Genomic DNA, 23697 nt, shown 5'->3' on the forward strand with positions numbered 1-23697 from the left:
GCCCGTGCGCAACGAAAGACAAAGAATTATGAAAAAACTCGAAGGCAAGATCGCAGTCATCACGGGCGGAAGCAGCGGGATCGGATTGGCCACAGCCAAGCGCTTCGTAGAAGAAGGAGCGCACGTCGTGATTACCGGGCGAAGAGAGAAGGAGCTGAAGGAGGCCGCAGCCTTCATCATGAAAAACGTTACGACGGTCGTGGGTGACGTGTCGCTCCTGGAAGATCTGGATCGCCTCTATGCCGTCGTGAAGGAGAAATATGGTCATATCGACATTCTCTTCGCCAACGCCGGCGCGGGGACGATCGCACCGCTCGCCGTCGCTATCGAGGCACATTTTTGATCAGACCTTCGATGTGAACGTGAAGGGTCTGTTCTTTACGGTGCAGAAGGCCCTTCCCCTGTTCAAAGACGGCGGTTCGATCATCCTGAATTCTTCAGTGTCGAACGTGTTAGGGCTTCCAGGGTTTAGTACCTACGCCGCGAGCAAGGCGGCTGTACGCAACTTCGCGCGCGCTTGGACACTGGAACTCAAAGACCGCAAAATCCGCGTCAATGCAATGAGTCCGGGACCAATCGAGACGCCGGCCTTGGAGACAACGACTGGCCTTACCCCTGAGCAAGCCGAGCAAGCGGCCGCCCAGTTTGCGTCACAGATCCCAATGGGTCGCAGGGGCAAACCAGAGGAAATCGCTGCTGCCGTAACGTTCCTCGCCTCCGATGAAAGTTCTTTCGTCACCGGCGTGGATCTCGCCGTCGATGGAGGCATGGCGCAAGTCTGAGCCCCGCATTAGCACCAGATCGGAGAAGTACTATGAACTATGCAATCGTAGGATTCGGCAATATCGGACAGGCCCTTGCCAAGGCGTTTGCCCGAAACGGCATCGAAGTTTCCGTTGCAACCACACGCGACCCGGAAAGCTTTGCCGCCGATGCGGCCGCGATCGGACCCACGATCATCCCCAAAAAACCTGGCGGAAGCCATCAAGGCGGACATCATCTTTTGGCTGTCCGCTTCGAGGCGCACCCGGATGTCGCGAAGGCGCTCCCCACCTGGCAGGGGAAGACGATCATCGATGTGACCAATGCCTATGGCGTGCCCCCGGAGGAACTGGGAGGACAACCTTCTTCCAAGTTCATCGCGCAGGCCTTCTCTGGCGCAAAACTGGTCAAGGGCTTCAACCATTTGGTCGCCCCGGTGCTTGATCATGATCCGGCCGTACATGGTGGCCGGAGGGTCGTGTTCCTGGCAAGCGACGATGACGCTGCCGCAATACAGATTGGGGAGCTTGCGGAAAATCTCGGTTTCGCGCCGACCAAGCTTGGCGGGGTGTCGGAAGGTGGCCTGCTGTTCCAGGCGCGCGGAGACAGCTGGGGTCGTCTCATCTTTAAGGACTTGGTCAAGTTCGGCTGACGAGCACGACGTCCACACCGGCAAAGAGACAACGCAGGCGATCGGAACTCGGATCGGATCAAGCCCGATCCGATCCGAGCAAATGGAGAAATCATTATGAGCACCGAGAAGAATATCCACTCCTAAGGAGATTTCGATGTACGACCAATCCAAGGTGTCCGAATTAATCCGGTTCGCACGAATCGAGGCGGGCTCCACCGTGATCGACGTCTACCCTGGCGACGGAGACTGGACGCGCCTCTTCTCCGACATCGTCGGATCAGAGGGGCGGGTCTACAGCTTCGTGCCGGCCGAAGTCGCCCACTTCAAGAACGATCCGGTCGGCCTCATGCGGACGCTCGCGAAGGAGCCGGGCCGAGAGAACGTCGAAGCCGCCTCGGCGGATCTCGTCGCGATGCCGGAGGTCACGCCGCCAGCGGATGTCCTATGGCTGCACCTGTTTTACCACGATCTTCACACCGCCCTGGTCCAGAAGAAGGGTGCGACGGCCGCCGACTTCAATCGAGCTGTCTACAAGCGGCTGAAACCCGGTGGGTCCTACGTCATCGTCGACCACGCCGCCGCCGCTGGGTCAGGCACGAGCGACACACGGTCGCTGCATCGGATCGACCCTGCATCCGTCCGCGAGGAGGTGGAGGCGGCCGGCTTCGTGCTGGACGCGGAAAGCACCGTGCTCTTGAACAGGGATGACCCGCACTCGATCAAGGTGTTCGATCCCGCGATCAAGGGCGAGACCGATCGCTTCGCGTTTCGGTTCGTGAAGCCCTGATAGCTCCCGGCGCCGACTTCATGTCCAGTTCCCCAATGGGCCAATCAACTCGGGTTCGCACCCGCCAAGCTGGGAAAGGTCAACGAGGATAGCGCGCTGTGCACGCACGCGATGCGGCAGCGCCTTGAAGGCGTCCGAGGTGATGATGGCACAAGGTTCTGGAGCACACCTGCCGCAGGTTCCTGATCTGAACTTGATGAAATGACGGAAGTCGCCGCGCCGTTGAGGGAGCCGGCGCATCCCTCAGGGGATGCGCCGGCTCAACGGTTCAAGAATGGTGGATTTCCGTTCCCAGCACCTTCAGGCATTCACGGATGAACGCCGCAAGCGCGGTCCAGCCTTTGGCTGAAACCATGGTCCCATCGACATAGGCGTCGGTGGGAGACAGATCGATGTAGGTGCCGCCGGCAAGCGTCACCTCCGGCTCGCAGGCGGCGAGCGCCGCCACCTTCTTGCCGCGCACGACGCCGTCGACCGCGATCAGAATCTGGACGCCATGGCAGATCGTGAAGATCGGCTTCTTGGCCTCGTGAAAATGGCGCACCATTGCCTGTATCCGCTTGTCGGTGCGGATGTATTCGGGGCCACGACCGCCGGCGCAATAGACAGCGTCGTACTGGCTCAGCTGCTTCTCGGCGTCGGCGAAGGTCTTGTTGATCAGCGCGTTATGGCCGGGCTTTTCGGTGTAGGTCTGATCGCCCTCGAAATCGTGCAGCGATGTCTTGATCATGTCTCCGGCGCTTTTGTCGGGGCACACGACATGGACGGTGTGTCCCACCGCTTCCATCGCCTGCTGATAGACGAAGATTTCATACTCCTCGGTGAAATCACCGGTCAGCATCAGGATTTTTTTGGCTGGCATGTCTTTTCCTCTCGGCTTGTTTCAGGGGCGAGGTGCACTGCGCGCCTCGCTTCCCGGGATCGAAATCGGCTCAGAACGGGGAATAGAATTCGTAGGCGGCAGGCTGGGCGGACAGCGGCGCGCCGCGCTTGAGGGTGCCTCTGACAAGCAACATCGCCAGGCTACTCGAACGCAGGCAGGAGCCTGTCCCGCGAATTTTCGATGTGCGCGCGCATGGCTTTTTCGGCGGCGTCCGGATCGCCCGCGGCAAAGGCAGCGAGAATAGCCTCGTGCTCGTCGAGCGCCTCTTCGGTCACCCTGGAGTGATACATCAGGCGGAAGATATGGAAGTGGGTATGCTGGTGATTCAGTGTCTCGCGAATGAGTTCGTTTTGGGCAAACTCGACGATCTTGTCGTGGAAGATCGCATCCTGACGGGCGAAGTTCGAATAGCGCAGGCGTTCGTCTTTCCCCACCCGTCGGGCCATGACGCCGGCCGCCTCCTGCAGCGCGGCAAGGCGCTCGCCGTCCATTGTTGCGGTGGCTTTGGCCGCGGCGGCAGGTTCAAGCAATAGACGCAGCTCGTAAAGCTCGTCGAAGCGCCGGCGGGTGATTTGTGGGGCGGCGCGATAGCCGATCAGGTGGGTTTTCAGAACCAGCCCTTCCCCCTCCAGCCTGCCAAGCGCTTCACGAATGGGGGTATGTGAGACGTTGAATTCCTTGACGAGATTGTCGACGGTGATGCGCGATCCCGGAGCAATCCTCAAGGACATGAGCTGCGCGAAGATTGCTTCGTAAACGTCGCCGGCCAGACTGTTGGCGCGCTGGATACGACCCCTGGCACGGGCTTCATTGTCAACCGTCAGGTCCGTGTTCTGCATCGTTTGCCTCTTGACAGAACCACCCACTAACACGATGCTCCGCGAAACTCAATCCTATATCCTATACGATTTTATTAGAGGGCATCGCATGATCATGACCTGCAGCGCCGAGGTCGGCCTCTGGCACGAAGCCAAGCCTGTCGGCTTCCAACCCGTCCTCGCAGGATCTTGTGCATGAGCTTGTTTGCAGCGGCGCGCCTGCCGAGCGAGATTCTGTTCGGCAAAGGCCAGCGCCATGTCCTGCCTGCCATCGCCGCCAAATATGGGCGCCGCGCGTTCGTCTGTACCGATGAGCGCTTCGCGGCGACGTCGCAGTTCGCCGAGATTCTCGCTGGCTTGCACAACGCGGCGATCGAGACGTTGGTCTTCGACCGAACGCTGCCGGATGTGCCGCGCGACAGCGTCGCCGCCTGCATTGCGCAAGCGAAAGATTTCAAGCCGGACATGGTGATCGGCATCGGGGGCGGCAGCTGCCTCGATATGGCCAAATGCGCTGCACTTCTGCTCAGCCACGGCGGCAAGCTCGAGGACTACTATGGCGAGTTCAAGGTACCCGGCCCTACCCTTCCGGTGATCGCAGTGCCGACGACGGCTGGAACAGGCTCCGAGGTGACCCCCGTCGCCGTGATCTCCGACCCGGATCGGACGCTGAAAGTGGGTATCGCCAGTCCGCATCTCATCGCAGCAGTGGCGCTTTGCGATCCGGATCTGACGGTGACCTGTCCACCATCCTTGACGGCGATCGCCGGCGCCGACGCGCTGACGCACGCAATCGAGGCCTTCACAGCGGCCAAACGCGGCGCCGACCCTCATTTGCCGCAACAGCACGTGTTCATCGGCAAGAGCGCTCTGACCGATCATTTCGCGCTTTTGGCCATCAGGCTGCTCGGCCGCAGTCTGGAAAAGGCATATCGCGACGGATCGGACGAGGATGCGCGCGCCGACGTGATGATGGGAGCGCTGGCCGCCGGTTGCGCTTTCGGCACGGCGGGAACGGCCGCCGCCCATGCGGTGCAGTATCCCGTCGGTGCGCTTACCCACACCCCGCATGGCCTGGGAGTGGCCACCATGCTGCCCTATGTGATGACCTACAACCTGGCCGCCGCAGCCGCGGAGATTGCCGAAGTCGGCGCTGCTCTTGGCCTTTCCCATCAGGGCGGCGGCGACGCCGATGCCTTGGCGCACGCCACCATCCGTGAGGTGAGCCGGCTGTTTGGCGCCATCGGCATCACACCGACATTGGCCGAATTGGGTCTTCCCGAAGACAAGATCGACTGGACTGCTGAGCAGGCGCTGGGCATCGACCGGTTGATCAAGAACAATCCCCGCCCGTTCGACCGCGCCGCGATGCGACAGCTGGTCAGGGCTGCCTATGACGGCGACATGTCCGCCACCACGATGTGATCGACAGGAGTTCATCCAATGAACATTGCCGCAGCCATATCCGACGAGGATCAAGATATGTTCGACTACGCCACGGTCTCGCACGGTCTCTACATTGGCGGACGCTGGCGGCCCTCATCGGAGGGCCGCGTGATCGAAGTGGTCGATCCCTCGACTGAAGCCGTGATCGCTGCGGTTCCCGATGCAACGCTCACTGATGCCGCCGCCGCCGTCGACGCTGCCGCGAAGGCGGCGGCCGGCTGGCGCGAGACCCCGCCACGCAGGCGATCGGAAATCCTGCGGCGCTGCTTCGAACTGATGACCGAACGGGCGGAGACGTTGGCCGCGCTGATCTCGCTGGAGAACGGCAAGGCGCTGCGCGATGCGCACGGCGAAGTCGCCTATGCGGCGGAATTCTTTCGCTGGAACGCCGAGGAAGCGGTCCGCATCAACGGCGAGTTCGGCCTTGCGCCCTCGGGCGCGAACCGGATCATTGTCGACTACCAGCCCATCGGCATTTGCGTGCTCATCACGCCATGGAATTTCCCGGCTGCGATGGCGACACGCAAAATCGCTCCGGCGCTCGCGGCCGGCTGCACGGTGATCCTGAAGCCCGCCAGCGAGACGCCGCTGACGGCCTATGCGCTTGCGGCGCTCTACGAGGAGGCCGGCGTGCCGCCCGGCGTCGTCAACGTGCTGACGACCTCGACCCCCGGGCCGGTGACGGCGGCCATGCTGGCCGATCCGCGCGTGCGAAAGCTGTCCTTCACCGGCTCGACCGGCGTCGGCCGCGTGCTGCTGGCCGAAGCCGCAAAGCACGTCATTTCCTGTTCCATGGAGCTTGGCGGCAACGCTCCCTTCATCGTCTTCGACGACGCCGACCTGGAAGCAGCCCTCGACGGTGCGATGGTTGCCAAGATGCGCAACGCCGGCGAAGCCTGCACGGCCGCCAACCGGCTTTACGTCCAGGCCGGCATCCATGATGCTTTCGCGGAAGGCTTGAGCAAACGCATGGCGGCACTCAACCTGGGCCCGGGCACAGACTCAGACACAGAATGCGGGCCGATGATCACCAGGAAGGCTGTGCACAAGATCGACCGGCTTGTGCAGGACGCCGTTGCCCGCGGCGCCAAAATCCTGTGTGGCGGCGGCGTATCTGAAGGCAGAGGCTTTTTCTATCCGCCAACGGTGCTCAAGGACGTGCCGGCCGACGTTGCCATGGCTCACGAGGAGATCTTCGGTCCCGTGGCGCCGATCAGTCGCTTCGAAAGCGAGGCGGATGTCATCTCCAAAGCCAATGACACCGAATACGGTCTCGCTGCCTACATCTATACGCGCGACCTGGGCCGGGGGATGCGCGTGGCATCGAAGATCGAGTCCGGCATGATCGCGCTCAACCGCGGCCTGATGTCGGATCCGGCGGCGCCTTTCGGAGGTGTCAAGCAGAGCGGGCTAGGCCGCGAAGGCGGTCAGAAGCACGGCGTTGCCGAGTTCATGGAGGCCAAGTACATCGCCGTGACCCTGTGAGCGGACATCACGCCAAAGATCCGTTTCGCATTCGCGATCATGTGGTCGAGTTCGATGACATCGTCGCCGAGATCGTTCGCAGAAGCGAGGAGACCAGGGCGAATGTTCCCATGGTCGCCGATGTCGCCTACGGGGCTGACGCCACCGAAACCGTGGATCTGTTCTTTCCCGAGGGCAAACGGGACCGCCTGCCGGTGCACATGTTCATCCACGGGGGCTATTGGCGCATGTTCTCCAAGCGCGACTATTCCTACGTCGCCGAGACCGTTACGAACGCAGGTGCGATCGCGGTCATTGTCGACTACGCGCTGATGCCGACCGTCAGGATGGCCAGGATCGTCGACCAGGTGCGCCGCGCCAAGCGATGGGTATTTGACAATGTCGCACACCATGGCGGCAATCCCGGCCTGCTGACCGTTAGCGGTCATTCCGCCGGTGCGCATCTGGCAACAATGCTTTTCGACGGTGACGAGCGGCCTTCCGGCATCAAAGCTGCGCTGCTGCTTGGCGGCCTTTACGACCTGAAGCCATTGCAGATGTCGTTCCTTGCCGCGGAGATCGCGATCACCGACGAGGAGGCCCGCCGATTCTCGCCGATCGACCACAGTTTCGATCCATCCGTGGGCGTAGATATCTCGGTCGGCGCCGATGAAACGCCGCCGTTCCACAGCCAGGCCGCACTCTTCACGGACCACCTTGACACACAGGGACTGACTGTTTCGCGCACCACCCTTGGTGGGGCCAATCACATGAGCAGCGTCCGTGACCTTGGCTTGGCTGGTACCGAGGCCGCGTCACTGCTGGCGCGCGTCGTGGCCGCCTGAGACTTCCGCCAGAAGCGCTGCTGGGCGCGACCGTTCTGCAAAGTAGCGTCGCAGCATCGAGGTGCCGACAGCGGTGGCAAATCTTCCGCCACCGGTCGCCATACCGTAAGCCCGCCGGCGATGTCGACGTCGACGTGGTTCATGCTTTCCAGCGTGATTGAGCTTGATAACCGATGTCGGCGATCGCCGTCATGCCGGCAGCGCAGTTGAGTTCTCAAAGCCAACCGGCCAAAGATGCCCCTCAGGGGAGAGCGGGCCGGCGTTCCGTAACCTCGCCTTGAGAATATGATAGCCTGCGGCACCCGGAGAAGGGAATCTGCGCTCTCAAACCAGCATCGACTGCTGGGCGGAGATCCCAGCCGTCGCGCCGTGCGATATTGCCAGGGTGACCGATGGCGGCGTGAGGGGGTTGGCGAGGTCGCCCGCGGCGTAGATGCCGGGCATGCTGGTTTCGCGGCGCTCGTCGACCTTGAGGATTACGCCGAGGGGCGTATCGACCGTGGCGAGGCCCAGTGATTCGTGCAGGCTTGCGGACGGCTTGTTGCGCGGATGCGCGAACAGGATGTCGACCGCGACATTGGGGCCGGTATCGAGCTTGACGGTGGCGTTATGCCCCCCGTGATGGGCGATCTCGCTGATCCGGCCGTCGACGACAGGTATGTTGCGGCGCGCCAGACCGGCCCGGATGTCGGGAGGAATGTCGTGACTATCGGCAAACACCGTCAACCTGTCGGTCCAATCGTGGTACAGCCTGACATAATTGTGCGACGGCGGGCCGGACCAGACGAGGCCCCAATGCTGGCCGGCGACTTCAAAGCCGTCGCAATAGGGGCAGGGCACGATGGACGTGCCCCAACCTTTGGCAAAGCCCGGAACATCAGGCATCTGGTCGGCGACGCCATAGCTCAGGATCAGGCGGCGCGCGCCGAGGCTTCCGCCATCGCCAGTGAGGACGGAGAAATCGTCGATGGCCCCGGAGAGGCTGTCGGCCCGGGCATTGACCAGCTTGATCGTGGGATAGCGCGCCAGCTGCCGCCGCGCCTCGGCCAGGATGTCCAGCGGTGGCTTGTGATCGTGGCCGAGCAGGCCATGCGAGTGGCCGGCGAAGCGGTTGCGCGGCAGGCCGGTATCGAGAACGGTGACCTTACGGCGGGCACGGCCGAGTTGCAGGGCACCGGCGAGACCGGCAAAGCTGCCGCCGATGATGATGACGTCATCCATGATGGGCTCCGTGTTGTGGATGAGGGGCTGGTTGGACCAAACCTACCCATCGGCTTGCGCATTTCAGAAACTACATGGTATCGTAATCCAAGAATTAGGATACTGTCAAGGACTGGAATTGTCGTGACCGAAAATAGCCAGGGCCGGCGCGGCCGGCCCGCCAACGAGGCGCTTGGCCAAACGATACTCGACGCTGCGTCCGAACTCTTTGTGGAATTGGGTTTTCAAGCGACCACATTGGACAAGGTCGCCCAGCGGGCGAAGATATCCAAACTCAGCATCTATCGGCACTTCGAGAACAAGGAGGCGCTGTTCAGCGCGGCCATCGCGTCCGGCTGCCATCAGTTGTTTACACCACAGGCCCTTCTTGAATGCGTCGGCGGTTCGGTCGAGGATCAGCTCATGGCGGTGGGATCATCCCTACTTCGCACGCTTTTGAGATCAGATGTCCGCAGTGTCGAAGCCATGGTCATGGCCGACCAGACGAATCCAAAGTCCTTAAGCAAGCTCCATTACGAAGCCGGCCCCGCCAATGTCATCGCCCAAATCGAGGCCCTGTTGCGTCAGTTGCACGCGAAGGCGGTTCTGAACGTGCCCGATCCTCTCCGGTCCGCCCGCTTGTTTGCCGCGCTTTTCAAAGGATCCGATCTCCTGATTATCGCACGCTTCGATGAGGCGAGAGCAGCGGACGACAACGAAGTCGAATCCTATTGCCGGTCGGCCGTCGCCATGTTCATGGCTGCGCACGGCTAGCAGTCTGCCCTGCCGCTAATCATTGTATTTCTGCGAAATACTCCGCTAGAGCCGCCGTCGCGATGGCGCCCATCCACCTCGTGTCGATCGCGTCGGGGTGGGGCTGCGCGCCCGCCGGTGAGCGGCATCTCCTACCTGCTCCGGTCACAGCGCTGCTTCGGCCGACCCTGTGCGGGCGAGGAAGAGAATGCCGGTTACGGACGCCAGAACCGAGCAGATGACGTGTCAGCCGCCGCGAAGGACACCTGCGGACGGAACGTTTTTTGGTACACTTGAGTACGTCCATTCGTGGGTCGGACTCCAGCGGCTCGTGCCCGACGCGCCCCGGGGAAGGCCGCTGGTGCCCGCGACAGATCCTTCCAAGGTGCGGGTCTGGAATGGCCCAAAAATTCTCTCGAGCTCCCGGAACATCGGTCCGCCCCTGTGGTTCGACAAGCAGCGGCACAGTCGATCCAACCAGGCATCGGCCCGCTTAGGACAGGCGCGAGGTCCCTACCCACAGATCTTGCGAAAATAGGAGCAAGCTATGCGAGCGTTGGTCTGGCACGGCAAGGAAGACATACGCTGCGATCAGGTTTCGGACCCGGAAATTGAGGATGAACGTGACGCGATCATCAAGGTGACGAGTTGTGCCATATGCGGCTCCGACCTTCACCTCTACCACAACTATGTGCCAGCCATGCTGCCCGGCGACATCATGGGCCACGAGATGATGGGAGAGGTCGTTGAGGTCGGCAAGGGCGTCAACGGCGCTCTGAAGAAGGGAGACCGCATCGTCGTGCCGTTCACCATAATCTGCGGTGAGTGCGACCAGTGCAAGCGACAGAACTTTTCGGTTTGCGAACGCACAAACCGCAAGAAGAATCTCGGTGACAAGGTGTTCGGGCACACCACCGCGGGTCTGTTCGGCTACACTCATTTGACCGGCGGCTATCCTGGGGGACAGGCGGAATACATGCGTGTGCCGTTCGCCGATGCCACGCACGTAAAGGTGCCTGACAGCCTTACCGACGAGCAGGTTCTCTTCCTCGGCGATATTTTTCCTACCGGATGGCAGGCGGCGGCACAGTGCGACATTGAGCCCACCGATACGGTTGCGGTGTGGGGCTGTGGCCCAGTCGGGCAGATGGCCATACGCAGCGCCCTGCTGCTCGGCGCGAAACAGGTGGTGGCGATCGATTGCCTGCCGGAGCGGCTTTCCATGGCCGCGGCCGGCGGCGCCATCGCCATCAATTTCGCCGAGGAAAGTGTCGTCGAACGACTGCGGGAACTCACCGGCGGAAAGGGCCCGGAGAAGTGCATCGATTGCGTCGGCATGGAAAGCCACGTCTCGCTGGCCCAGCCCGATACCGTCTACGATCGCGCAAAGCAGTTGATGCTGATGGAAAATGATCGACCGCACGTTTTGCGTGAGATGATCTATGTCTGCCGGCCGGCCGGCGTGATCTCGATCCCCGGCGTCTACAGCGGGCTGGTCGACAAGATTCCGATGGGACAGGCAATGAACAAGGGGCTCACCTTCCGAATGGGGCAGACCCATGTCAACCGTTGGACCGAGGATCTGTTGCGCCGCATCGAAGATGGCCAGATCGACCCATCCTTCGTCATCACACATACCGTGGGGCTCGAGCAGGGACCCGAGATGTACAAGGTGTTTCGCGACAAGCAGGACAGCTGCATCAAGGTTGTGCTGAAACCGTAGGGAAATCGTCATGAACGTGATTGCCAAACTTACCAACATCACCCGATCGCCTGGCGATCCCAAAGTGCTGAAGACTGGGCAGAGTGCGGTCGCGGCCTCCGATGGCCTTGCCCGCAAGCTCGGCTGGTTCAGCATCGCGCTTGGCGTCGCCGAACTGGTTGGCGCCGAGCGGATTGCCGGCGCGCTCGGCATGCGCGGCAAGGAAGATCTGATCCGCGCTTATGGGGCGCGGGAAATAAGCAGCGGCATACTCTCGCTTTCAGTGGACAAGCAAGCGGGGCTGTGGAGCCGGGTGGCCGGCGACGGCCTGGATATCGCGACATTGCTGACAGCGTATCGGCATGGCAACCCAAAGCGCGATAATGTGGGCCTTGCGCTTGCGATGGTCGCCGGCATCACATTGCTCGACATCATCGGTGCGAAAAGCGTGACCGCGCGCCACTCTCGGAGGGGGACCAAGCCACGCGACTACAGCGATCGAAGCGGCTTTCCCGGAGGCACTGCCGCAGCCCGCGACCGTGCCCGCTCGCAGCGCAGCCAGGAGGCCGGCGCAGCCTGATAGAGATTTCCGAACCCTGGCGCCATGCGACCTGGACAGGTGGCATCTCGTCAGGCCCTAACGCCAGAGGTGGTTGCTCTCGGCGAGCCGACTTTGCTGGAACAGAGTGGACCGTCGCGCGGCCGTTCTCGCCGTCTCCTGGGTCACCGCCGCGCATGGGTTGTGTGGCCGGTGCGTTAAAGGCACGAAGCAAGCAGCGATCCGACCGGTGTCGAGCCTTCCATGTCTCTTGCCTTGGCAAGGTTCCGGCGATCCTCAGGCCGAGCCGCGTTCGGGAAGCTCGGTCTCTTCCGCCACCCCTTTCCGCAGGTCTCGGCGCAAGCGTTCCGCTTCGTCGGAATTATTATCGTCGTCTGTCCGCTCGAGTTCGCGATCGATTGTCTCGCGCGACCCCTCTGCCGGATCCTGTTGCGGAGATGTGTTCGGGCCGGTTTCGATCTTGCCGTCGCCGGGAACGGTGCGGTCGCGAGACTTCGTCATCTTCAGCTTCCCTTTCATCTGTCATCTGCCTCGGCATCTCCGATGGCATGAATTTTGGCCGCTTCCCTGCCGAACCGGATCGTCGAGGCTTTGTTCCGGGAAAGCCCCCGCAGGTTCGTGCTGGTCGGCCCCGGGGCATTGGTCGATGCCCTTGCCGGGAAGCATCCTATGCCAACGAGGTCGGCGGCAGCCTCATCGATGTCGTTATCAACATGTGGGCTGTGAAGGCGTTTTCGGCCCGGACACGCGAGCACGCCAGGCTCGCGGCGAGTTTTCGAACCGAAGCAGATGCGCAGCGTAACAGCTGGATGTATACGGAAAAGGCTGCCTCATCCACGACATCGCTTTCGGGAGGGCCGGCGGCATGCTCGCCTGGGCGGTCCGGCAGCTGGTAGCGAACTGGTCATAGGCCTTTGCAAAGCCGCGTCGATGAAGCGGGTGCGGTAGCGCTGGTCGGTGTAGCATCGACGCGTCCGTCAATCGGAGACAAGTGCGACCACTTTTGTGACCTCACTGTTTTTTCCACCGGACTCGACATCTCACTATCATAGTTGATTGTGGCTGCCGGTAACCGTGCGTAATGGATCCATTCCAACTCTCCAACAGGAAAACGGTATGTTGTATCCGGGTCGGTTTTTGGGGCCAAGCGACATTGAGATGCTCGCCCAGGTTTGTCACACGGTCTGCAAAGAGCGCGCCCTACCTCTTGCTTCGCAGAACGGAGAGCGCATAGCTGCGCATATACTCAGGCTGTTTATGAACGGCTTGATTGAGCAGAATGAACTGCTCGATGCTGAGAGGAACTGGGCTCTTCGGCCTGACCGTTCGGTCCAGCAGACGATGTCAACTACGCGCACATGAGAGGCCGCGGGACCCAGTCTTGGTTCTTACAGCCGAACACCCGCCGCTATCTGAGATATGTTGCGGGGTTTTCTTCGCCGCGGAGTGATCCGATACAGTGGGCGGAAATCATGGCAATCCTGTTCGCAGTGATTCTATTGATACGCGTAATCGCAGTCGCATTCTTGGTCGTCGGAAAGCCGCTATGGCCGGTTGGGAACAAACCTGACATTTAAGCGTTTGTAGAGCCCTTTCACCGGGCAACTCACCGAAATGCTTCTTGCCGTGAATGATGCGATGTCGACGGCCGTTTTGGCGGGCAGGAGCGCCAATGCGGAAGTATTCGGTGTGGTCGACCTCACCAACAAAGCTGAGGTCGACATCGGCATCACCAGCTTGGGAAGAGCCATCCAGTTCGTGGCCAACGCCTCGGTGCTTGGATATGACATTCGCGGCGCCATGGTCTTCTATGGCGCGCCCGGTACCCCGAGCCTAAGGGCGAGAGAGTGCGAGCGCTTGTGGGCGCAGTTTGGCGGCGCGCTTCTACAGCCGTAGCTCTATCAGGACGTTCGCCCCGCCCGTTCATGGTATGAACGCGTACGGAGCTGAGCGCTACCCAGCCGCTGCGGAATGGCTCAGTGGTAGCTCTAGCTGGCGACCGCACTGAGCAGCTTTTCGGTGATGGGCTTTGAGCGGCTGAGCCAGCGTGGGAACGTCCGGCCGCATACCTGCCGCTGCCTGCTTTCATGTGACTGGGCGGGGCTATTGGGGAGCCGGGTTGACCACTGGGCCCTTAGCCGAGGGAAGCACAGTACGGCAACCTCGCTCTTTGCTGGCTAACATCCTTCCGCTCTCAGGGACCGGACCATGCGCACAACAACAGGGTCATACGGTTTCTTTTCGGATTTCCGATAATTCATTGTGAAAAGCGCGGCACGCTGGTTGCAGACCATAATTGCACGGACGTAGCGAATCTCGCCATTCTTGACCCCGGAGTAGCTGGCCCATTTCGGGGCTAGGCGCCGATAGGTCAGTCGCCAACCGGCCTTTTCGTCCTCGATCATGCGATGTTCAATCTCGGCGCGAAAACTTGCTTTGCCCAGTCGCGCGCCCCAAACGACCAGAAACGCGTCTCTTGGGCCCTGAAAAGCCGCGCCCTGCTCCGAATTCTGAGTCAGGACGAAATTCGGAGGAATATCGAAACTAAAGCCAAGCTGTCGGACGCCGAAGGGCTGCCACGCCTCGGCCTGAAGCAACGTGGTCCAAAAGAGAAAAACTGTAAGTCCCAGCAGGAGGCGTCGCATTGCTCTGATTTAGCGCTGGCTAACATGGTGTCCAGACGGACAGAGGTCTATGACATAAAAAATATGCTTCATGGCCGCGCAGCATATGGACGCGGGATTCGCGATTGACGGCGTGCGGTCGAAACGGCTTCCGTCCCACGAAAGGGAGGACGCAGAGGGAATTGATGCGTCGGTATGATCGATTGGCAGAAAATTGGCGAGGCCGAATGTCCAACGTTCATTGCCCGCAAAAATGGGCGCCGGCTTCCTCTTGTGCCTAGGGAAGAAGAGCCGAATTATTCCCTGGCGAAGACCCTGATCTACCTCAGACGGGGCATGCCTCAGTAACTTCGCCGTGACCTGATCCCTTCGGGGAACAATCACATCGAGCTCCAGTTTGGCCTTCAAGCGAAAGCACTGATGGAGCATGCCATGAGATTTCCACACAGCAAGACGGCCGCGGCCGCCGTTTTCATTGCCCTGACCTCCCCCGCACTCGCCCAGACAAGCGGAACACCATCACCCTCGACACCTGCACCCGCTCCGGCAACCGAACCGCCGACCGCCGGACAGTTGCCGGATGCGACCGGACAAGCGGATGCACCAACACGCGAAATGATCCGCCAGATGGTTGAGCAAGCTGTCCGGGAGAGAATGCAGCAGGATCGCGGTTCCGAAGAAGGTTTCCGCGAGGAAGATAGTCGCAACTATCAAGGCGATCGCAACGAGGGTGCTGACCGCCACGATGAAGATGGCGGCCGTTGGCAGAACCACGGTGGCCGCGATCGTGGACACAGAATGGCTGGACGCTGGCATCATCAGCTGATGCGCGGTGCCGGCATGCGACTGATGTTCGGGCTGTTGGACACCGATGGCGACGGATCGGTTTCCGAGGACGAGGTTCAACGCGCGGTGGGCAGGATGTTCACTAGCATTGACGAGAATGGTGACGGCAAGATCGATGCGGACGAGATCCAGCCCTTCATGCATGGCTCCAGCATGCATGGCACTGATAGCGAGGACACGCCGTAGCTGCCTTCAAAATGAATGCCCTCCCTCGGACAAAGCGGGCGAGCGCCTGGCGGTCGAATTCGAAGCGGTGTCTCTTGGCTGTTAGGCGCGGCGGCCCTAACAGCACCCTCCAGCCTTGCGCTATTCCCGCGGTCCCCGGAGACGCCAGCCGTGACAAAAAAAGGCTGCGCAGTGCTGATCGAGGAACGATCGAAGCCGACCAACGCAGGGTCACTCGGGCGCCCGGTCCTCCAGCAGAACGAAGGATGCGGCGATCAAGTCGTCGCCATTGATACGTCCTTGGCTGTCCTCCAACATAGTTGCAACCTTGTGGAAGGCCATCATTTCACCCGCGTCAATCTGCGCTTCACGCATCTTGGCTGTGAGATCAGCCACGCGATTTCCTAACGAATGTGATTTTGCAGTCTCGCAATTCGACATGATTAGTCATCCTTTGCCTTGGGGTTTCAGGCTGCCGAACGCAATGCTTCAGCGGATGTTCCGAATTTGGCCATCAGTCTTATGGGATAGGACTTGCGTCTGATTGCGGTTGGAAGAAGCCCGAACGGCGGAACACGCAGCCGGACGCCGAATTGGAAACCCACCGTCGATCGAAGTCCCTTGTCGCCGGTTGAGATCCCGCCATCTTCACTGTCGAGAGGGTGGCGGGATCGCCTTCCGAGGAGCGAGCGCATATGAGGTAATAGATATTTGGCAGATGTACTCACGGCCATCCTGCTCGCTTCTTTTGTCTGCGCATGTTCATTCTTTTCGGGAAACCCCATCTCTCCAACAACACGCAACAACCGCGTTGCTACCCACGATTGATGCGATGACAACTGCAGCAACAAAGCAAAGCCTCTTTGCCTAAGGTGCGATTGCCGCGGGCTTTTTCGACTTGAAGGTCGTCCAACGCGCCCGGTGGTCAGGCCATGGCGTTCAGCGGGAGCCAGGTAGACTCATCGCGAAAATCCCGCAGCGAGGCATGTCGCAAGTCCTCCTCGCCGCGTGCGGATACTGGAATCCGCCTGGCTCGTTGTGACAGGCATGCGAAGATGAGTGTCGGCGCATGGACGCGGAAAAACCCGCCAGCTTGAGCCAGCGGGCCTTGTGATGGGATGGCCCGCGCGTGCGGTCAAGGCTGCGCGGGCCGACCATGATGAATGAGGGGACATCTTGGTCACCGGCACGACCGATGAAGAACGAGCCGGGTGTGACAGAACACCCTTGGAGCGAGGATGTTCCCGTCCGCGCAAAAAAAACCGCCGGCGTGAGCCGGCGGGCAGCCGCTATTTTGCCGTCAAGAGGACAGACCGCTTGCGGCCCACCCACTGCAGCATTTTTCCACTTTGAGCCGAAATCATTCTCAACTATGGTTCGCCAGGCTTAAGGCATGGGGGATTGCCGATGGTTTTATCACGCAGGGGTGTCGTGCTCGGCGGTCTGGCGCTGGTCGCGGTCGGTGGAACCGGCAATATTGTTCAAGCCGCGGCGGCAAAATCCTTTTTCGCCGGTACCGCAAGCGATAACGATTTCGTCTATCGCAAGACCAACTTCGCCAAGATCGACAAGAGATGGCATCGCCAGATCGTCAAGTATTTCAGCAGCGAGCCGGTCGGCACCGTCGTGGTCGATACCCGCCACCACTTCCTCTACCTCATCATGGAAAACAAGACTGCCATCCGCTACGGCGTCGGCGTCGGCAAGGAAGGCTTCAAATGGTACGGCCGCGCGACGATCGATCGCCGCGCGCTGTGGCCGCAATGGGTCCCGCCCCCCGAAATGCGTGAGCGCAAACCGGACTTACCGCCCATGATCGCGGGCGGCGCGTCCAACAATCCGCTCGGGCCGCGAGCGCTCTATCTGTACCGCGACGGCGCCGACATCGGCTACCGCCTGCATGGCACGCTGGAGCCATGGAGCATCGGCACCGACGCTTCCAGCGGCTGCATCCGCATGTTCCCCGAAGATATCATCGACCTCTACCAGCGGTGCCCGATCGGCACCGCGGTGGAGGTCCTGCCGCACATCGCCGACCAGGCGCCCGCTTCCACCACTGTCGAATGATTGGCGCATCATGAACCGCATGATTGAAAACACGCGCCGGCTGCTCGCCGCCGGCCTGCTGGTTCTGGCCGCATCCTGCTCGACCAGCAACACGCTGGCCCCGTCGACGCCTGACGTCACCAACGCCGAGATTGCCGGCTTCCAGAACGTGCAGCCGGGCAGCGAGGAGGATTTTATCCTCAATGTCGGCCGCCGCACCTACTTCACGAAAGGTTCGGCCGCGCTCGATTCTGTCGCCAAGGCCACCCTCGACACCCAGATCGCCTGGTTGACAAAGCATCCGCGCTGGCTGCTCAAGCTGCAGGGTTTCGCCGACGATCCCGGCGCAAGTGAAACGGCGCTGTCACAGCAGCGCGCCGATGCGGTGATGGACTACCTCGCCGCCGGCGGCATAGACCGGAACCGCATGTGGGCCAAGGGCTACGGCAAGGACAGGCTCGTCCGCGACTGCCCCGACTCCGCCTGCAGGTCGCAGAACCGCCGCGTTGTGTCTAATTTGCGCGATGAGAGGGACGAGTCGTAGAGGCTGCTGTTTTGCTGGTCGCCAAATCAGTCTCACAACGCGACGGCGGCATGGCTGCAATGCGCCTATCGGGGACATTCACCCAGCGTTTGCCCCTCCCCGAAAGCTGACGCTCCGGTGAACCCGGAATGAAGTCAGCCTCGCGTCTACCAACCTCCGGTTCAGGGTCTGGTGGGTGGCTTCGGCATGCGCCTCGACCAGTTTGCGGACGTGGCGGTTGTCCGCGATCCTGATCGCGCATGAGCCTCGCCAGATGTCAGTGTGCTACCGGGAGTGGGCGCCGTGGAGCTGGCAGGTACGCTCGCTCAAAGCATCGGCCGTCCACCGGTGACCTCGTAGAGTGCGCCGGTGGTGTAGCTCGATCCTTCCGAGGCAAGCAGCACATAGGTCGCTGCAAGCTCTGCCGGTTGCCCGGGACGCTTGAGCGGTGTGTTCTTCCCGAACTCCTTGACCTTCTCAGAGGGCATTGTCGACGGGATCAGCGGCGTCCAAATCGGCCCGGGAGCGACCGCGTTTACCCGAATGCCGCGTTCAGCTACCAGTCCTGCAAGTCCGGCGGTGAAGTTGGCGATCGCTCCTTTGGTAGTGGCGTAGGCAAGCAGTGCCGGCGAGGGACTGGTCGCGTTGATCGAGGATGTGTTGATGATGGTCGAGCCGGGTTCCATGTGCTTCACTGCTTCCTGGGACAGATAGAACATCGCATAGACATTGGTGCGAAAGGTGAGATCCCATTCCTCCGCGCTGATGTCCTCCAGCTTCTCGAACGACGCCTGGTGGGCTGCATTGTTGACGAGGATGTCCAGGCGCCCGCATTCATCGATAGCTCGCTGCACAAGCGACCGCGCGAAGATTTCGTCCGAGATGTCGCCGGGTGCGAGCACCGCCTTGCGCCCAGCTTCCTCGACCAAGCGCGCCGTCTCCTGCGCATCTTCGTCCTCTTCAAGATAGGAGATCATGACGTCGGCGCCTTCGCGTGCAAACGCGATAGCCACCGCCCGGCCGATGCCCGAGTCCGCGCCGGTGATCAGCGCGACGCGGTCCGTCAGCTTACCGCTGCCGCGATAGCTCTCCTCTCCGTGGTCGGGCCGTGGATCCATCTCGTCGGTGTAGCCGGGCATGTCCTGCTGCTGTTCGGGAAGCGGCGGCCGAGGATATTTCTGCTGGGCATCCTGCATGTCAGCTCCTTTTTTGGCTGGAGTTGCGGTTGTGTCGATCCGGTTCCGTGATCGGTCCCTTGGCGGCTTTCGAGCCACCGCCCCATTCCTCGGACTCGCACGCTTGGTCGCCGCCCATGAGGTCCGGCGAACCGCGATTTGCGGTGCCGCTGTCGGTCTTGTTCAACTCGAGCTCCTTCTTGCGTGTCGTCAGTCTTTCTCGCCGGCGGTAATCATCGACCTCAGCGGCTCTTGCGCCACATTCGCCTCGATTTCCACGCGTCCGGGGGTATCCGGTAGCGCCTTGCGGAAATTTCTCGCATAATCCGGTGGCATCTTCGGTGGCATCATCGGTTCGAACGGATCGACCACGGCCTCGATGACCACCGGACCCTCAGCAGCTAGGGCAGCGTCGAGAACACCTTCCACCTCCTCGGCGCGAGAGACGCTGTAGCCGATGCCGCCCATGGCTTCGGCGGCCATGGCGAAGTCGATGGGCTGGAGTTCGCAGGCGAATTGCGGGTTGCCGAGAAACATCATCTGCTCCCAGGCGATCTGATTGAGCATGCCGTTCTTGAGCACGAGCACCTTGAGTGGGACCCGGTACCGAACTGCCGTCGAGAACTCTCCGAGCTGCATCGCGAGACCGCCGTCGCCGACGACCGCGAAGACCGGCCGGCCGGGAAAGGCCAGGCCCGCGGCGATCGCGTAGGGCAGTCCGCATGCCATCGAGGCCAGCGCGCCCGAGACGCCGAAGGCCTGCCCGTCACGCAGTTCGATATGGCGGGCCGCCATCTCGGTGTTCTGGCCGGAATCGGCAACCAGGATCGCCTCATCGGGCAATCGTTTCCCAAATGCGCGTGTGACCACCTGGGGCTTGAGCGAAGTGGCGGCCTTTTGCTCCGACTGCGCCATTATCTCGCGCCAGCGTCGCATGCCCGCCTGCGCCTTCTCGAGGAAGCTGCGATCATCCTTGCGCTTCAGGCGCTTGTTCAGCAATCGCAGCGTCACGGCGGCATCGCCGGCAAGGCCGGCCTCAACGGGATAGCGCAGGCCGATGCGCTGCGGGTCGCGCTCGATCTGCACCCCGCGCGCCTGTCCCGGCTTCGGGTAGTATTCGATGTAGGGAAAGGTCGAGCCGACGACGAGCAGCGCGTCACATTCCTCCATGATTTCCTGCGACGGCAGCGTGCCGAGAATTCCGATGCCGCCAGTCGTCAGCGGGTGATCGTCGGGCAAGGCAGCCTTACCGAGCAAGGCCTTTGCGACGGGGGCACCAAGCAGCTCCGCCGTCTCTTCCAACTCGTGCCTGGCACCAAGCGCGCCCCGACCGGCGAGGATCGCGACCTTTGTCGCCCCGTTCAGGATCTCGGCGGCTTTCGCAAGTTGTTCTTCGTCGGGAAGCCTGCTTCCTTCGAACCAACGATCCGGCGTATGCGACGGTTTGTTGCGCTTCGAGCGCTTGGCTTGGTCGAGCGTGTGCTCCTGCACATCGCTGGCGATCGACAGATGCGCAACGCCGCGACGTGCCAGCGCCGACCTGCAGGCGAGACCGGCCAGGCTTTCCATATGCGCCGCGTCGGAGACCTGCGCGTTGAAGACGGCGACATCGCTGAAGACGCGCGTCAAGTCGACATCCTGCTGGGTGAAGGTCTCGATAAGGTCGTGGAACTGCATGCCGGTAATGGCGAGCACCGGCGCTTGGTCGAGCTTGGCATCGTAGAGTCCCGTCAGGAGGTGTGTGCCGCCAGGGCCGGAAGTTGCGAGGCAGACACCGAGCTTGCCTGTCCATTTTGAGTAGGCGCACGCCATGAACGCCGCGGATTCCTCGTGCCGCACCTGAATGAAGCGGATGCGGTCCTGCCGCCCGCGCAGCGCCTCCATGATGCCATTGATGCCGTCGCCCGGCAGGCCAAAGATGATATCGACGTTCCAGTCGATCAGCGTCTCGATGAGGATGTCCGCGGCGGTCGGCATGTCTCAGTCCTTACCGCGATGCGGATCCCGCCGCCTGGCTGCTCTTGTTCGCGGTCTTGTCAGTCTTACGCTGGTCTTTGTTGCCGCCGCGATTGCCGCCATGCAACTGGTCGGAAGATTGAGCGGTCTTGCCGTCTTCCAAATTAGTGGCCATGCGCAAAGCTCCCTTCATCCGGCCTGCCTAACCAGAAAGTCGGTGAGATGTTCCGTGCCCGAAGGCAATGCCGCCTACTCAGGTGCCCAAGGCAAAGGTCTCAGTACCACCCGATGAGGCGCTGTTCGGCAGTCAGCGGCTGAACAGGCGAGGTGCGATCGAACAGACGAAGGCATCGAACTGCTGCGAGGCCGAGGATTGCATGTAGTGGCCGAGGCTGTCTGATCGCCAAAGCTCTCGCGGCAGAGCTGGCCGATGTTCAGGTCGCGTCTTCGCAGGTCCCTATAGCCAGAGCGCAACGCCGCCCGGACCGTCCCCATAGGCGAACTCCTCGCACCCCTCGTCGACGATTTCTCGCGCGGGATTCCGCCTCAGTGGCGAAAGGACTCGTTCGTCGCGCACACCGCGGCGGGCGATGTGCGCCTCGACCATGCGGTGCCTGGCGTGCCGGTAGTCTGGCATGGCTCCTCGATAGCCTTAAAGACGACAGGCTTAGTCGTCCTGCCTGCGCTTGTGGTGCTCGCTCTCCTGGTTTTCGCCGCGGATCATCTGGCGATCATCCTTGTCGGTCAATTCCACGCCCTCGTCGCGCAGATTGGCGCCGCCTTGCCGCGCCTCGCGCTCCTGCTTGGTTCTCTTCAGCTCATCCTCGGCATTGAAATCGTCGCCGGCATTGCTGGTGTTCTCGCGCTTTTCGATGATGCGCAGCTGCTGCTCGTGGGTCTTCCGGCCGGCCATGGCAAGGTGCCTCCTACTTGTTCGTGCGTCCGGTCTGGTCAGGGTTGATGCCGCCCTGAGGCGTCACATCGTTCTGGACATCGCCTTCGAACGTATTGTCCCCATCGAGAGCATCGTTCTCGTCGAGCATATCGCCGCCCTTGACCGCGCCCTTCGAGGTGCCGATTCCCGGGTTGTCTCGCAGATCCTTGTCCGTGGGCTGTTTAGTCTTGGGGTGTTGGTTGGTCATGGAATTTCTCAGCGCTGGTTGAGCTTGGACGAACGACGGTCCTGGCGCTGTCCAACTTCAACGTGGAGAAAATGTTCCGGAACATATTCGCTTGTCAGGTGCGCGTAAGCGGCCAGGCGGCCGCCGTCTCGGCTAGCGAAACTCCAAGCATGCCACATTACATCCCATTCCGAGGCGAATTGGCAGGCTGAAGTGAAAATCGAGACGGTCGAAAGCTTGCAAGGAGTGGGTGCTCTGTTCCGGTGGCGATCTCGGTTGCAAGCAGTTCGCCGGCAATCAAGCCAAGTGTTGCGCCGCTGTGGCTGAAGGCAACGTAATACCCCTCGATCTCCCGCAACTGGCCGAAGACCGGCTCGCCGTCTCCGGGGATCGGCTTGGGCCCGACACCGTAGCTCTCCAATTCCAATTTCGGATGACCGTCGAGAACATTCGACGCTTCGTCGAGAAGCCCCTGGATGGTCGATGCTTTTACGCGATAAGTCCCGTCCGGATTGACTACCACCTCTTTTTCCGACCAGGCAGAATCGAGCGCGAGGGCGCCATCAGGCGTCGGCCGGATGGCGACGCGCGGCGTGTTGAGCACGGCGCGTAGAGGCAAGTCGACTGGCTTGGTCCTGACCAGCAGCGCGATTGGTGTCCCATCGGCAATACGCTGACCGGCCACGGCAACCATTCGCGGCACATCCGCACCGGTCGCCAGAAGCACCGCGTTGGCGGCGAAGCTGATCCCGCTGGTGGTGGTGACGCCGGTGGCGCGGCCGTTGGCGACGGTGACGGTAGCGCTTCCGGCCTCGGTGACCACCTGGCCGCCCCGCTCCACGAATTCCGCGATCAATATTTCGATCAGCGACGGCAGGTCGACCCAGCCCTCACCCGCGTTGAAGATCGCGCCTTGAGGCGTGACAGCGCTTGCGCAGACACCCGGCGTGACCAACCTTATGGCGTCCGCGGACAGATGCTGCGCATCATAGCCGAGACGTTTTTCGTGAGCGAAGACATCGGCGATCTCGTTTGAGGCATCGTCCGCATCCCACGTCAGGCCACCGTCGAAACGCAGCCAGGCGGCATCCGGGCATCGCGCCGACAAACTGCGGTAGCGGTCGATACCGATCATGCGCAGGCGATGATATTCAGCCGAGCGCCTGCGCGCCGAATTGATCCAGGCGAGCGAGCGGCCGGAAGCTCCCTTGGCGAGCGGTCCATCATTGACCAGCACGGTCTCGATGCCGAGCCTTGCAAGATGAACGGCCGAGGAGACGCCAAAAATGCCGCCGCCGACAACAACGACCTTGGAAACCTGATGTGATGCAGCCATGAGATATCTTTCACTGGTGGAGGTTGGTTTGGGCGGCCGTCTTGAAGGGCTC

General features: G+C 61.5%; 26 protein-coding genes and 1 pseudogene. 14 read left to right on the top strand and 13 right to left on the bottom strand.

Features of this window, described 5'->3' with window-relative positions; genetic code table 11:
* Positions 1-28 precede the first annotated feature (28 nt).
* The 3 genes and pseudogenes from NKJ76_RS23280 to NKJ76_RS23290 all read left to right on the top strand — a co-directional run bounded on the left by NKJ76_RS23280 (position 29) and on the right by NKJ76_RS23290 (position 2183).
* Positions 29-782 (top strand): annotated as a pseudogene (locus NKJ76_RS23280) (SDR family NAD(P)-dependent oxidoreductase).
* Between the two features lie 32 nt (positions 783-814).
* Complete coding sequence (locus tag NKJ76_RS23285) at positions 815-1414, top strand: NADPH-dependent F420 reductase (RefSeq protein WP_352538440.1); 600 nt, start codon at positions 815-817, stop codon at positions 1412-1414.
* 136 nt (positions 1415-1550) lie between these two features.
* The gene (locus NKJ76_RS23290; RefSeq protein ID WP_352538441.1) at positions 1551-2183 is read left to right on the top strand and encodes a class I SAM-dependent methyltransferase; all 633 of its coding nucleotides are present in this window, start codon (positions 1551-1553) and stop codon (positions 2181-2183) included.
* 268 nt (positions 2184-2451) lie between these two features.
* On the opposite strand, the gene NKJ76_RS23295 is transcribed toward NKJ76_RS23290, so the two are convergent.
* Both NKJ76_RS23295 and NKJ76_RS23300 read right to left on the bottom strand, forming a co-directional pair.
* Positions 2452-3045 carry a DJ-1/PfpI family protein gene (locus NKJ76_RS23295; RefSeq protein WP_023667783.1) on the bottom strand — a complete coding sequence of 198 codons (594 nt, stop codon included), beginning with the start codon at positions 3043-3045 and terminating at the stop codon, positions 2452-2454.
* A gap of 161 nt (positions 3046-3206) precedes the next feature.
* Positions 3207-3905 (bottom strand): GntR family transcriptional regulator, encoded by a 699-nt coding sequence (locus NKJ76_RS23300; RefSeq protein ID WP_023729141.1) that lies wholly within the window; start codon positions 3903-3905, stop codon positions 3207-3209.
* Positions 3906-4079: 174 nt separating this feature from the next.
* Between NKJ76_RS23300 and NKJ76_RS23305 the strand changes: the two genes are divergently transcribed.
* Genes NKJ76_RS23305 through NKJ76_RS23315 form a run of 3 tightly spaced genes read left to right on the top strand, consistent with a single transcriptional unit; the run spans position 4080 to position 7639 of the window.
* Positions 4080-5309 carry an iron-containing alcohol dehydrogenase gene (locus tag NKJ76_RS23305; RefSeq protein WP_352538442.1) on the top strand — a complete coding sequence of 410 codons (1230 nt, stop codon included), beginning with the start codon at positions 4080-4082 and terminating at the stop codon, positions 5307-5309.
* 57 nt (positions 5310-5366) lie between these two features.
* Positions 5367-6815, top strand: coding sequence for an NAD-dependent succinate-semialdehyde dehydrogenase (locus NKJ76_RS23310; protein WP_352521297.1), 1449 nt, complete (start codon positions 5367-5369; stop codon positions 6813-6815).
* A gap of 41 nt (positions 6816-6856) precedes the next feature.
* Positions 6857-7639 carry an alpha/beta hydrolase gene (locus tag NKJ76_RS23315; protein WP_352538443.1) on the top strand — a complete coding sequence of 261 codons (783 nt, stop codon included), beginning with the start codon at positions 6857-6859 and terminating at the stop codon, positions 7637-7639.
* Positions 7640-7963: 324 nt separating this feature from the next.
* Here the strand turns inward: NKJ76_RS23315 and NKJ76_RS23320 are convergent, their stop codons facing one another.
* Positions 7964-8860 carry an NAD(P)/FAD-dependent oxidoreductase gene (locus NKJ76_RS23320; protein WP_352538444.1) on the bottom strand — a complete coding sequence of 299 codons (897 nt, stop codon included), beginning with the start codon at positions 8858-8860 and terminating at the stop codon, positions 7964-7966.
* Between the two features lie 123 nt (positions 8861-8983).
* Between NKJ76_RS23320 and NKJ76_RS23325 the strand changes: the two genes are divergently transcribed.
* The 3 genes from NKJ76_RS23325 (at position 8984) to NKJ76_RS23335 (ending at position 11874) form a co-directional block, all read left to right on the top strand.
* Positions 8984-9613, top strand: a complete 630-nt coding sequence (locus NKJ76_RS23325) for a TetR/AcrR family transcriptional regulator (RefSeq protein ID WP_023748019.1) — start codon at positions 8984-8986, stop codon at positions 9611-9613.
* Between the two features lie 526 nt (positions 9614-10139).
* Positions 10140-11315: a zinc-dependent alcohol dehydrogenase gene (locus tag NKJ76_RS23330; RefSeq protein WP_352538445.1), complete on the top strand. Its 1176-nt coding sequence runs from the start codon at positions 10140-10142 to the stop codon at positions 11313-11315.
* 10 nt (positions 11316-11325) lie between these two features.
* Positions 11326-11874 carry a hypothetical protein gene (locus NKJ76_RS23335; RefSeq protein WP_352446593.1) on the top strand — a complete coding sequence of 183 codons (549 nt, stop codon included), beginning with the start codon at positions 11326-11328 and terminating at the stop codon, positions 11872-11874.
* 255 nt (positions 11875-12129) lie between these two features.
* On the opposite strand, the gene NKJ76_RS23340 is transcribed toward NKJ76_RS23335, so the two are convergent.
* Positions 12130-12354 (bottom strand): hypothetical protein, encoded by a 225-nt coding sequence (locus NKJ76_RS23340; RefSeq protein WP_155922421.1) that lies wholly within the window; start codon positions 12352-12354, stop codon positions 12130-12132.
* Between the two features lie 1137 nt (positions 12355-13491).
* On the opposite strand from NKJ76_RS23340, the gene NKJ76_RS23345 reads away from it, so the two are divergent.
* From NKJ76_RS23345 to NKJ76_RS23355, 3 genes are all read left to right on the top strand, one after another.
* A complete protein-coding gene (locus NKJ76_RS23345; protein WP_245259880.1) occupies positions 13492-13749 on the top strand; it encodes a hypothetical protein in 258 nt (85 codons plus the stop codon).
* Positions 13750-14261: 512 nt separating this feature from the next.
* Entirely contained in the window at positions 14262-14606 is a 345-nt protein-coding gene (locus tag NKJ76_RS23350) for a hypothetical protein (protein WP_352538446.1), read from the top strand.
* 303 nt (positions 14607-14909) lie between these two features.
* Positions 14910-15509 carry an EF-hand domain-containing protein gene (locus NKJ76_RS23355; protein WP_352538447.1) on the top strand — a complete coding sequence of 200 codons (600 nt, stop codon included), beginning with the start codon at positions 14910-14912 and terminating at the stop codon, positions 15507-15509.
* Between the two features lie 210 nt (positions 15510-15719).
* On the opposite strand, the gene NKJ76_RS23360 is transcribed toward NKJ76_RS23355, so the two are convergent.
* Positions 15720-15884 carry a hypothetical protein gene (locus NKJ76_RS23360; RefSeq protein ID WP_023667766.1) on the bottom strand — a complete coding sequence of 55 codons (165 nt, stop codon included), beginning with the start codon at positions 15882-15884 and terminating at the stop codon, positions 15720-15722.
* Between the two features lie 1011 nt (positions 15885-16895).
* On the opposite strand from NKJ76_RS23360, the gene NKJ76_RS23365 reads away from it, so the two are divergent.
* Both NKJ76_RS23365 and NKJ76_RS23370 read left to right on the top strand, forming a co-directional pair.
* Positions 16896-17555 carry a L,D-transpeptidase gene (locus NKJ76_RS23365; protein ID WP_023686888.1) on the top strand — a complete coding sequence of 220 codons (660 nt, stop codon included), beginning with the start codon at positions 16896-16898 and terminating at the stop codon, positions 17553-17555.
* Between the two features lie 10 nt (positions 17556-17565).
* Positions 17566-18078, top strand: coding sequence for an OmpA family protein (locus NKJ76_RS23370; RefSeq protein WP_023732303.1), 513 nt, complete (start codon positions 17566-17568; stop codon positions 18076-18078).
* Positions 18079-18383: 305 nt separating this feature from the next.
* Here the strand turns inward: NKJ76_RS23370 and NKJ76_RS23375 are convergent, their stop codons facing one another.
* The 8 genes from NKJ76_RS23375 to NKJ76_RS23410 all read right to left on the bottom strand — a co-directional run bounded on the left by NKJ76_RS23375 (position 18384) and on the right by NKJ76_RS23410 (position 23645).
* The gene (locus NKJ76_RS23375) at positions 18384-19253 is read right to left on the bottom strand and encodes an SDR family oxidoreductase (RefSeq protein WP_023667763.1); all 870 of its coding nucleotides are present in this window, start codon (positions 19251-19253) and stop codon (positions 18384-18386) included.
* Between the two features lies 1 nt (position 19254).
* Positions 19255-19419 (bottom strand): hypothetical protein, encoded by a 165-nt coding sequence (locus tag NKJ76_RS23380; RefSeq protein WP_352538448.1) that lies wholly within the window; start codon positions 19417-19419, stop codon positions 19255-19257.
* Between the two features lie 23 nt (positions 19420-19442).
* Positions 19443-21209: a thiamine pyrophosphate-dependent enzyme gene (locus tag NKJ76_RS23385; protein WP_352538449.1), complete on the bottom strand. Its 1767-nt coding sequence runs from the start codon at positions 21207-21209 to the stop codon at positions 19443-19445.
* A 10-nt stretch (positions 21210-21219) separates the two neighbouring features.
* The gene (locus NKJ76_RS23390) at positions 21220-21381 is read right to left on the bottom strand and encodes a hypothetical protein (protein WP_023695157.1); all 162 of its coding nucleotides are present in this window, start codon (positions 21379-21381) and stop codon (positions 21220-21222) included.
* A 264-nt stretch (positions 21382-21645) separates the two neighbouring features.
* Positions 21646-21825, bottom strand: coding sequence for a hypothetical protein (locus NKJ76_RS23395; protein WP_352538450.1), 180 nt, complete (start codon positions 21823-21825; stop codon positions 21646-21648).
* A gap of 30 nt (positions 21826-21855) precedes the next feature.
* On the bottom strand, positions 21856-22101 hold the full coding sequence (locus tag NKJ76_RS23400) for a hypothetical protein (protein ID WP_023699894.1): 246 nt from the start codon (positions 22099-22101) through the stop codon (positions 21856-21858).
* A 13-nt stretch (positions 22102-22114) separates the two neighbouring features.
* Entirely contained in the window at positions 22115-22330 is a 216-nt protein-coding gene (locus NKJ76_RS23405; protein WP_023732308.1) for a hypothetical protein, read from the bottom strand.
* 157 nt (positions 22331-22487) lie between these two features.
* On the bottom strand, positions 22488-23645 hold the full coding sequence (locus tag NKJ76_RS23410) for an NAD(P)/FAD-dependent oxidoreductase (RefSeq protein ID WP_352538451.1): 1158 nt from the start codon (positions 23643-23645) through the stop codon (positions 22488-22490).
* Between the last annotated feature and the right edge of the window lie 52 nt (positions 23646-23697).

Origin of the sequence: Mesorhizobium sp. M0029 (assembly GCF_040323735.1) — a bacterium.
GTDB lineage: Bacteria > Pseudomonadota > Alphaproteobacteria > Rhizobiales > Rhizobiaceae > Mesorhizobium.

Coding starts and splice junctions, on each gene's coding strand:
- NKJ76_RS23285 (WP_352538440.1), top strand. CDS start 815: ATGAACTATGCAATCGTAGGATTCGGCAATATCGGACAGGCCCTTGCC.
- NKJ76_RS23290 (WP_352538441.1), top strand. CDS start 1,551: ATGTACGACCAATCCAAGGTGTCCGAATTAATCCGGTTCGCACGAATC.
- NKJ76_RS23295 (WP_023667783.1), bottom strand. CDS start 3,045: ATGCCAGCCAAAAAAATCCTGATGCTGACCGGTGATTTCACCGAGGAG.
- NKJ76_RS23300 (WP_023729141.1), bottom strand. CDS start 3,905: ATGCAGAACACGGACCTGACGGTTGACAATGAAGCCCGTGCCAGGGGT.
- NKJ76_RS23305 (WP_352538442.1), top strand. CDS start 4,080: ATGAGCTTGTTTGCAGCGGCGCGCCTGCCGAGCGAGATTCTGTTCGGC.
- NKJ76_RS23310 (WP_352521297.1), top strand. CDS start 5,367: ATGTTCGACTACGCCACGGTCTCGCACGGTCTCTACATTGGCGGACGC.
- NKJ76_RS23320 (WP_352538444.1), bottom strand. CDS start 8,860: ATGGATGACGTCATCATCATCGGCGGCAGCTTTGCCGGTCTCGCCGGT.
- NKJ76_RS23330 (WP_352538445.1), top strand. CDS start 10,140: ATGCGAGCGTTGGTCTGGCACGGCAAGGAAGACATACGCTGCGATCAG.
- NKJ76_RS23335 (WP_352446593.1), top strand. CDS start 11,326: ATGAACGTGATTGCCAAACTTACCAACATCACCCGATCGCCTGGCGAT.
- NKJ76_RS23340 (WP_155922421.1), bottom strand. CDS start 12,354: ATGACGAAGTCTCGCGACCGCACCGTTCCCGGCGACGGCAAGATCGAA.
- NKJ76_RS23345 (WP_245259880.1), top strand. CDS start 13,492: ATGTCGACGGCCGTTTTGGCGGGCAGGAGCGCCAATGCGGAAGTATTC.
- NKJ76_RS23350 (WP_352538446.1), top strand. CDS start 14,262: ATGTTCAATCTCGGCGCGAAAACTTGCTTTGCCCAGTCGCGCGCCCCA.
- NKJ76_RS23355 (WP_352538447.1), top strand. CDS start 14,910: ATGAGATTTCCACACAGCAAGACGGCCGCGGCCGCCGTTTTCATTGCC.
- NKJ76_RS23365 (WP_023686888.1), top strand. CDS start 16,896: ATGGTTTTATCACGCAGGGGTGTCGTGCTCGGCGGTCTGGCGCTGGTC.
- NKJ76_RS23370 (WP_023732303.1), top strand. CDS start 17,566: ATGAACCGCATGATTGAAAACACGCGCCGGCTGCTCGCCGCCGGCCTG.
- NKJ76_RS23375 (WP_023667763.1), bottom strand. CDS start 19,253: ATGCAGGATGCCCAGCAGAAATATCCTCGGCCGCCGCTTCCCGAACAG.
- NKJ76_RS23385 (WP_352538449.1), bottom strand. CDS start 21,209: ATGCCGACCGCCGCGGACATCCTCATCGAGACGCTGATCGACTGGAAC.
- NKJ76_RS23390 (WP_023695157.1), bottom strand. CDS start 21,381: ATGAAGGGAGCTTTGCGCATGGCCACTAATTTGGAAGACGGCAAGACC.
- NKJ76_RS23395 (WP_352538450.1), bottom strand. CDS start 21,825: ATGCCAGACTACCGGCACGCCAGGCACCGCATGGTCGAGGCGCACATC.
- NKJ76_RS23400 (WP_023699894.1), bottom strand. CDS start 22,101: ATGGCCGGCCGGAAGACCCACGAGCAGCAGCTGCGCATCATCGAAAAG.
- NKJ76_RS23405 (WP_023732308.1), bottom strand. CDS start 22,330: ATGACCAACCAACACCCCAAGACTAAACAGCCCACGGACAAGGATCTG.
- NKJ76_RS23410 (WP_352538451.1), bottom strand. CDS start 23,645: ATGGCTGCATCACATCAGGTTTCCAAGGTCGTTGTTGTCGGCGGCGGC.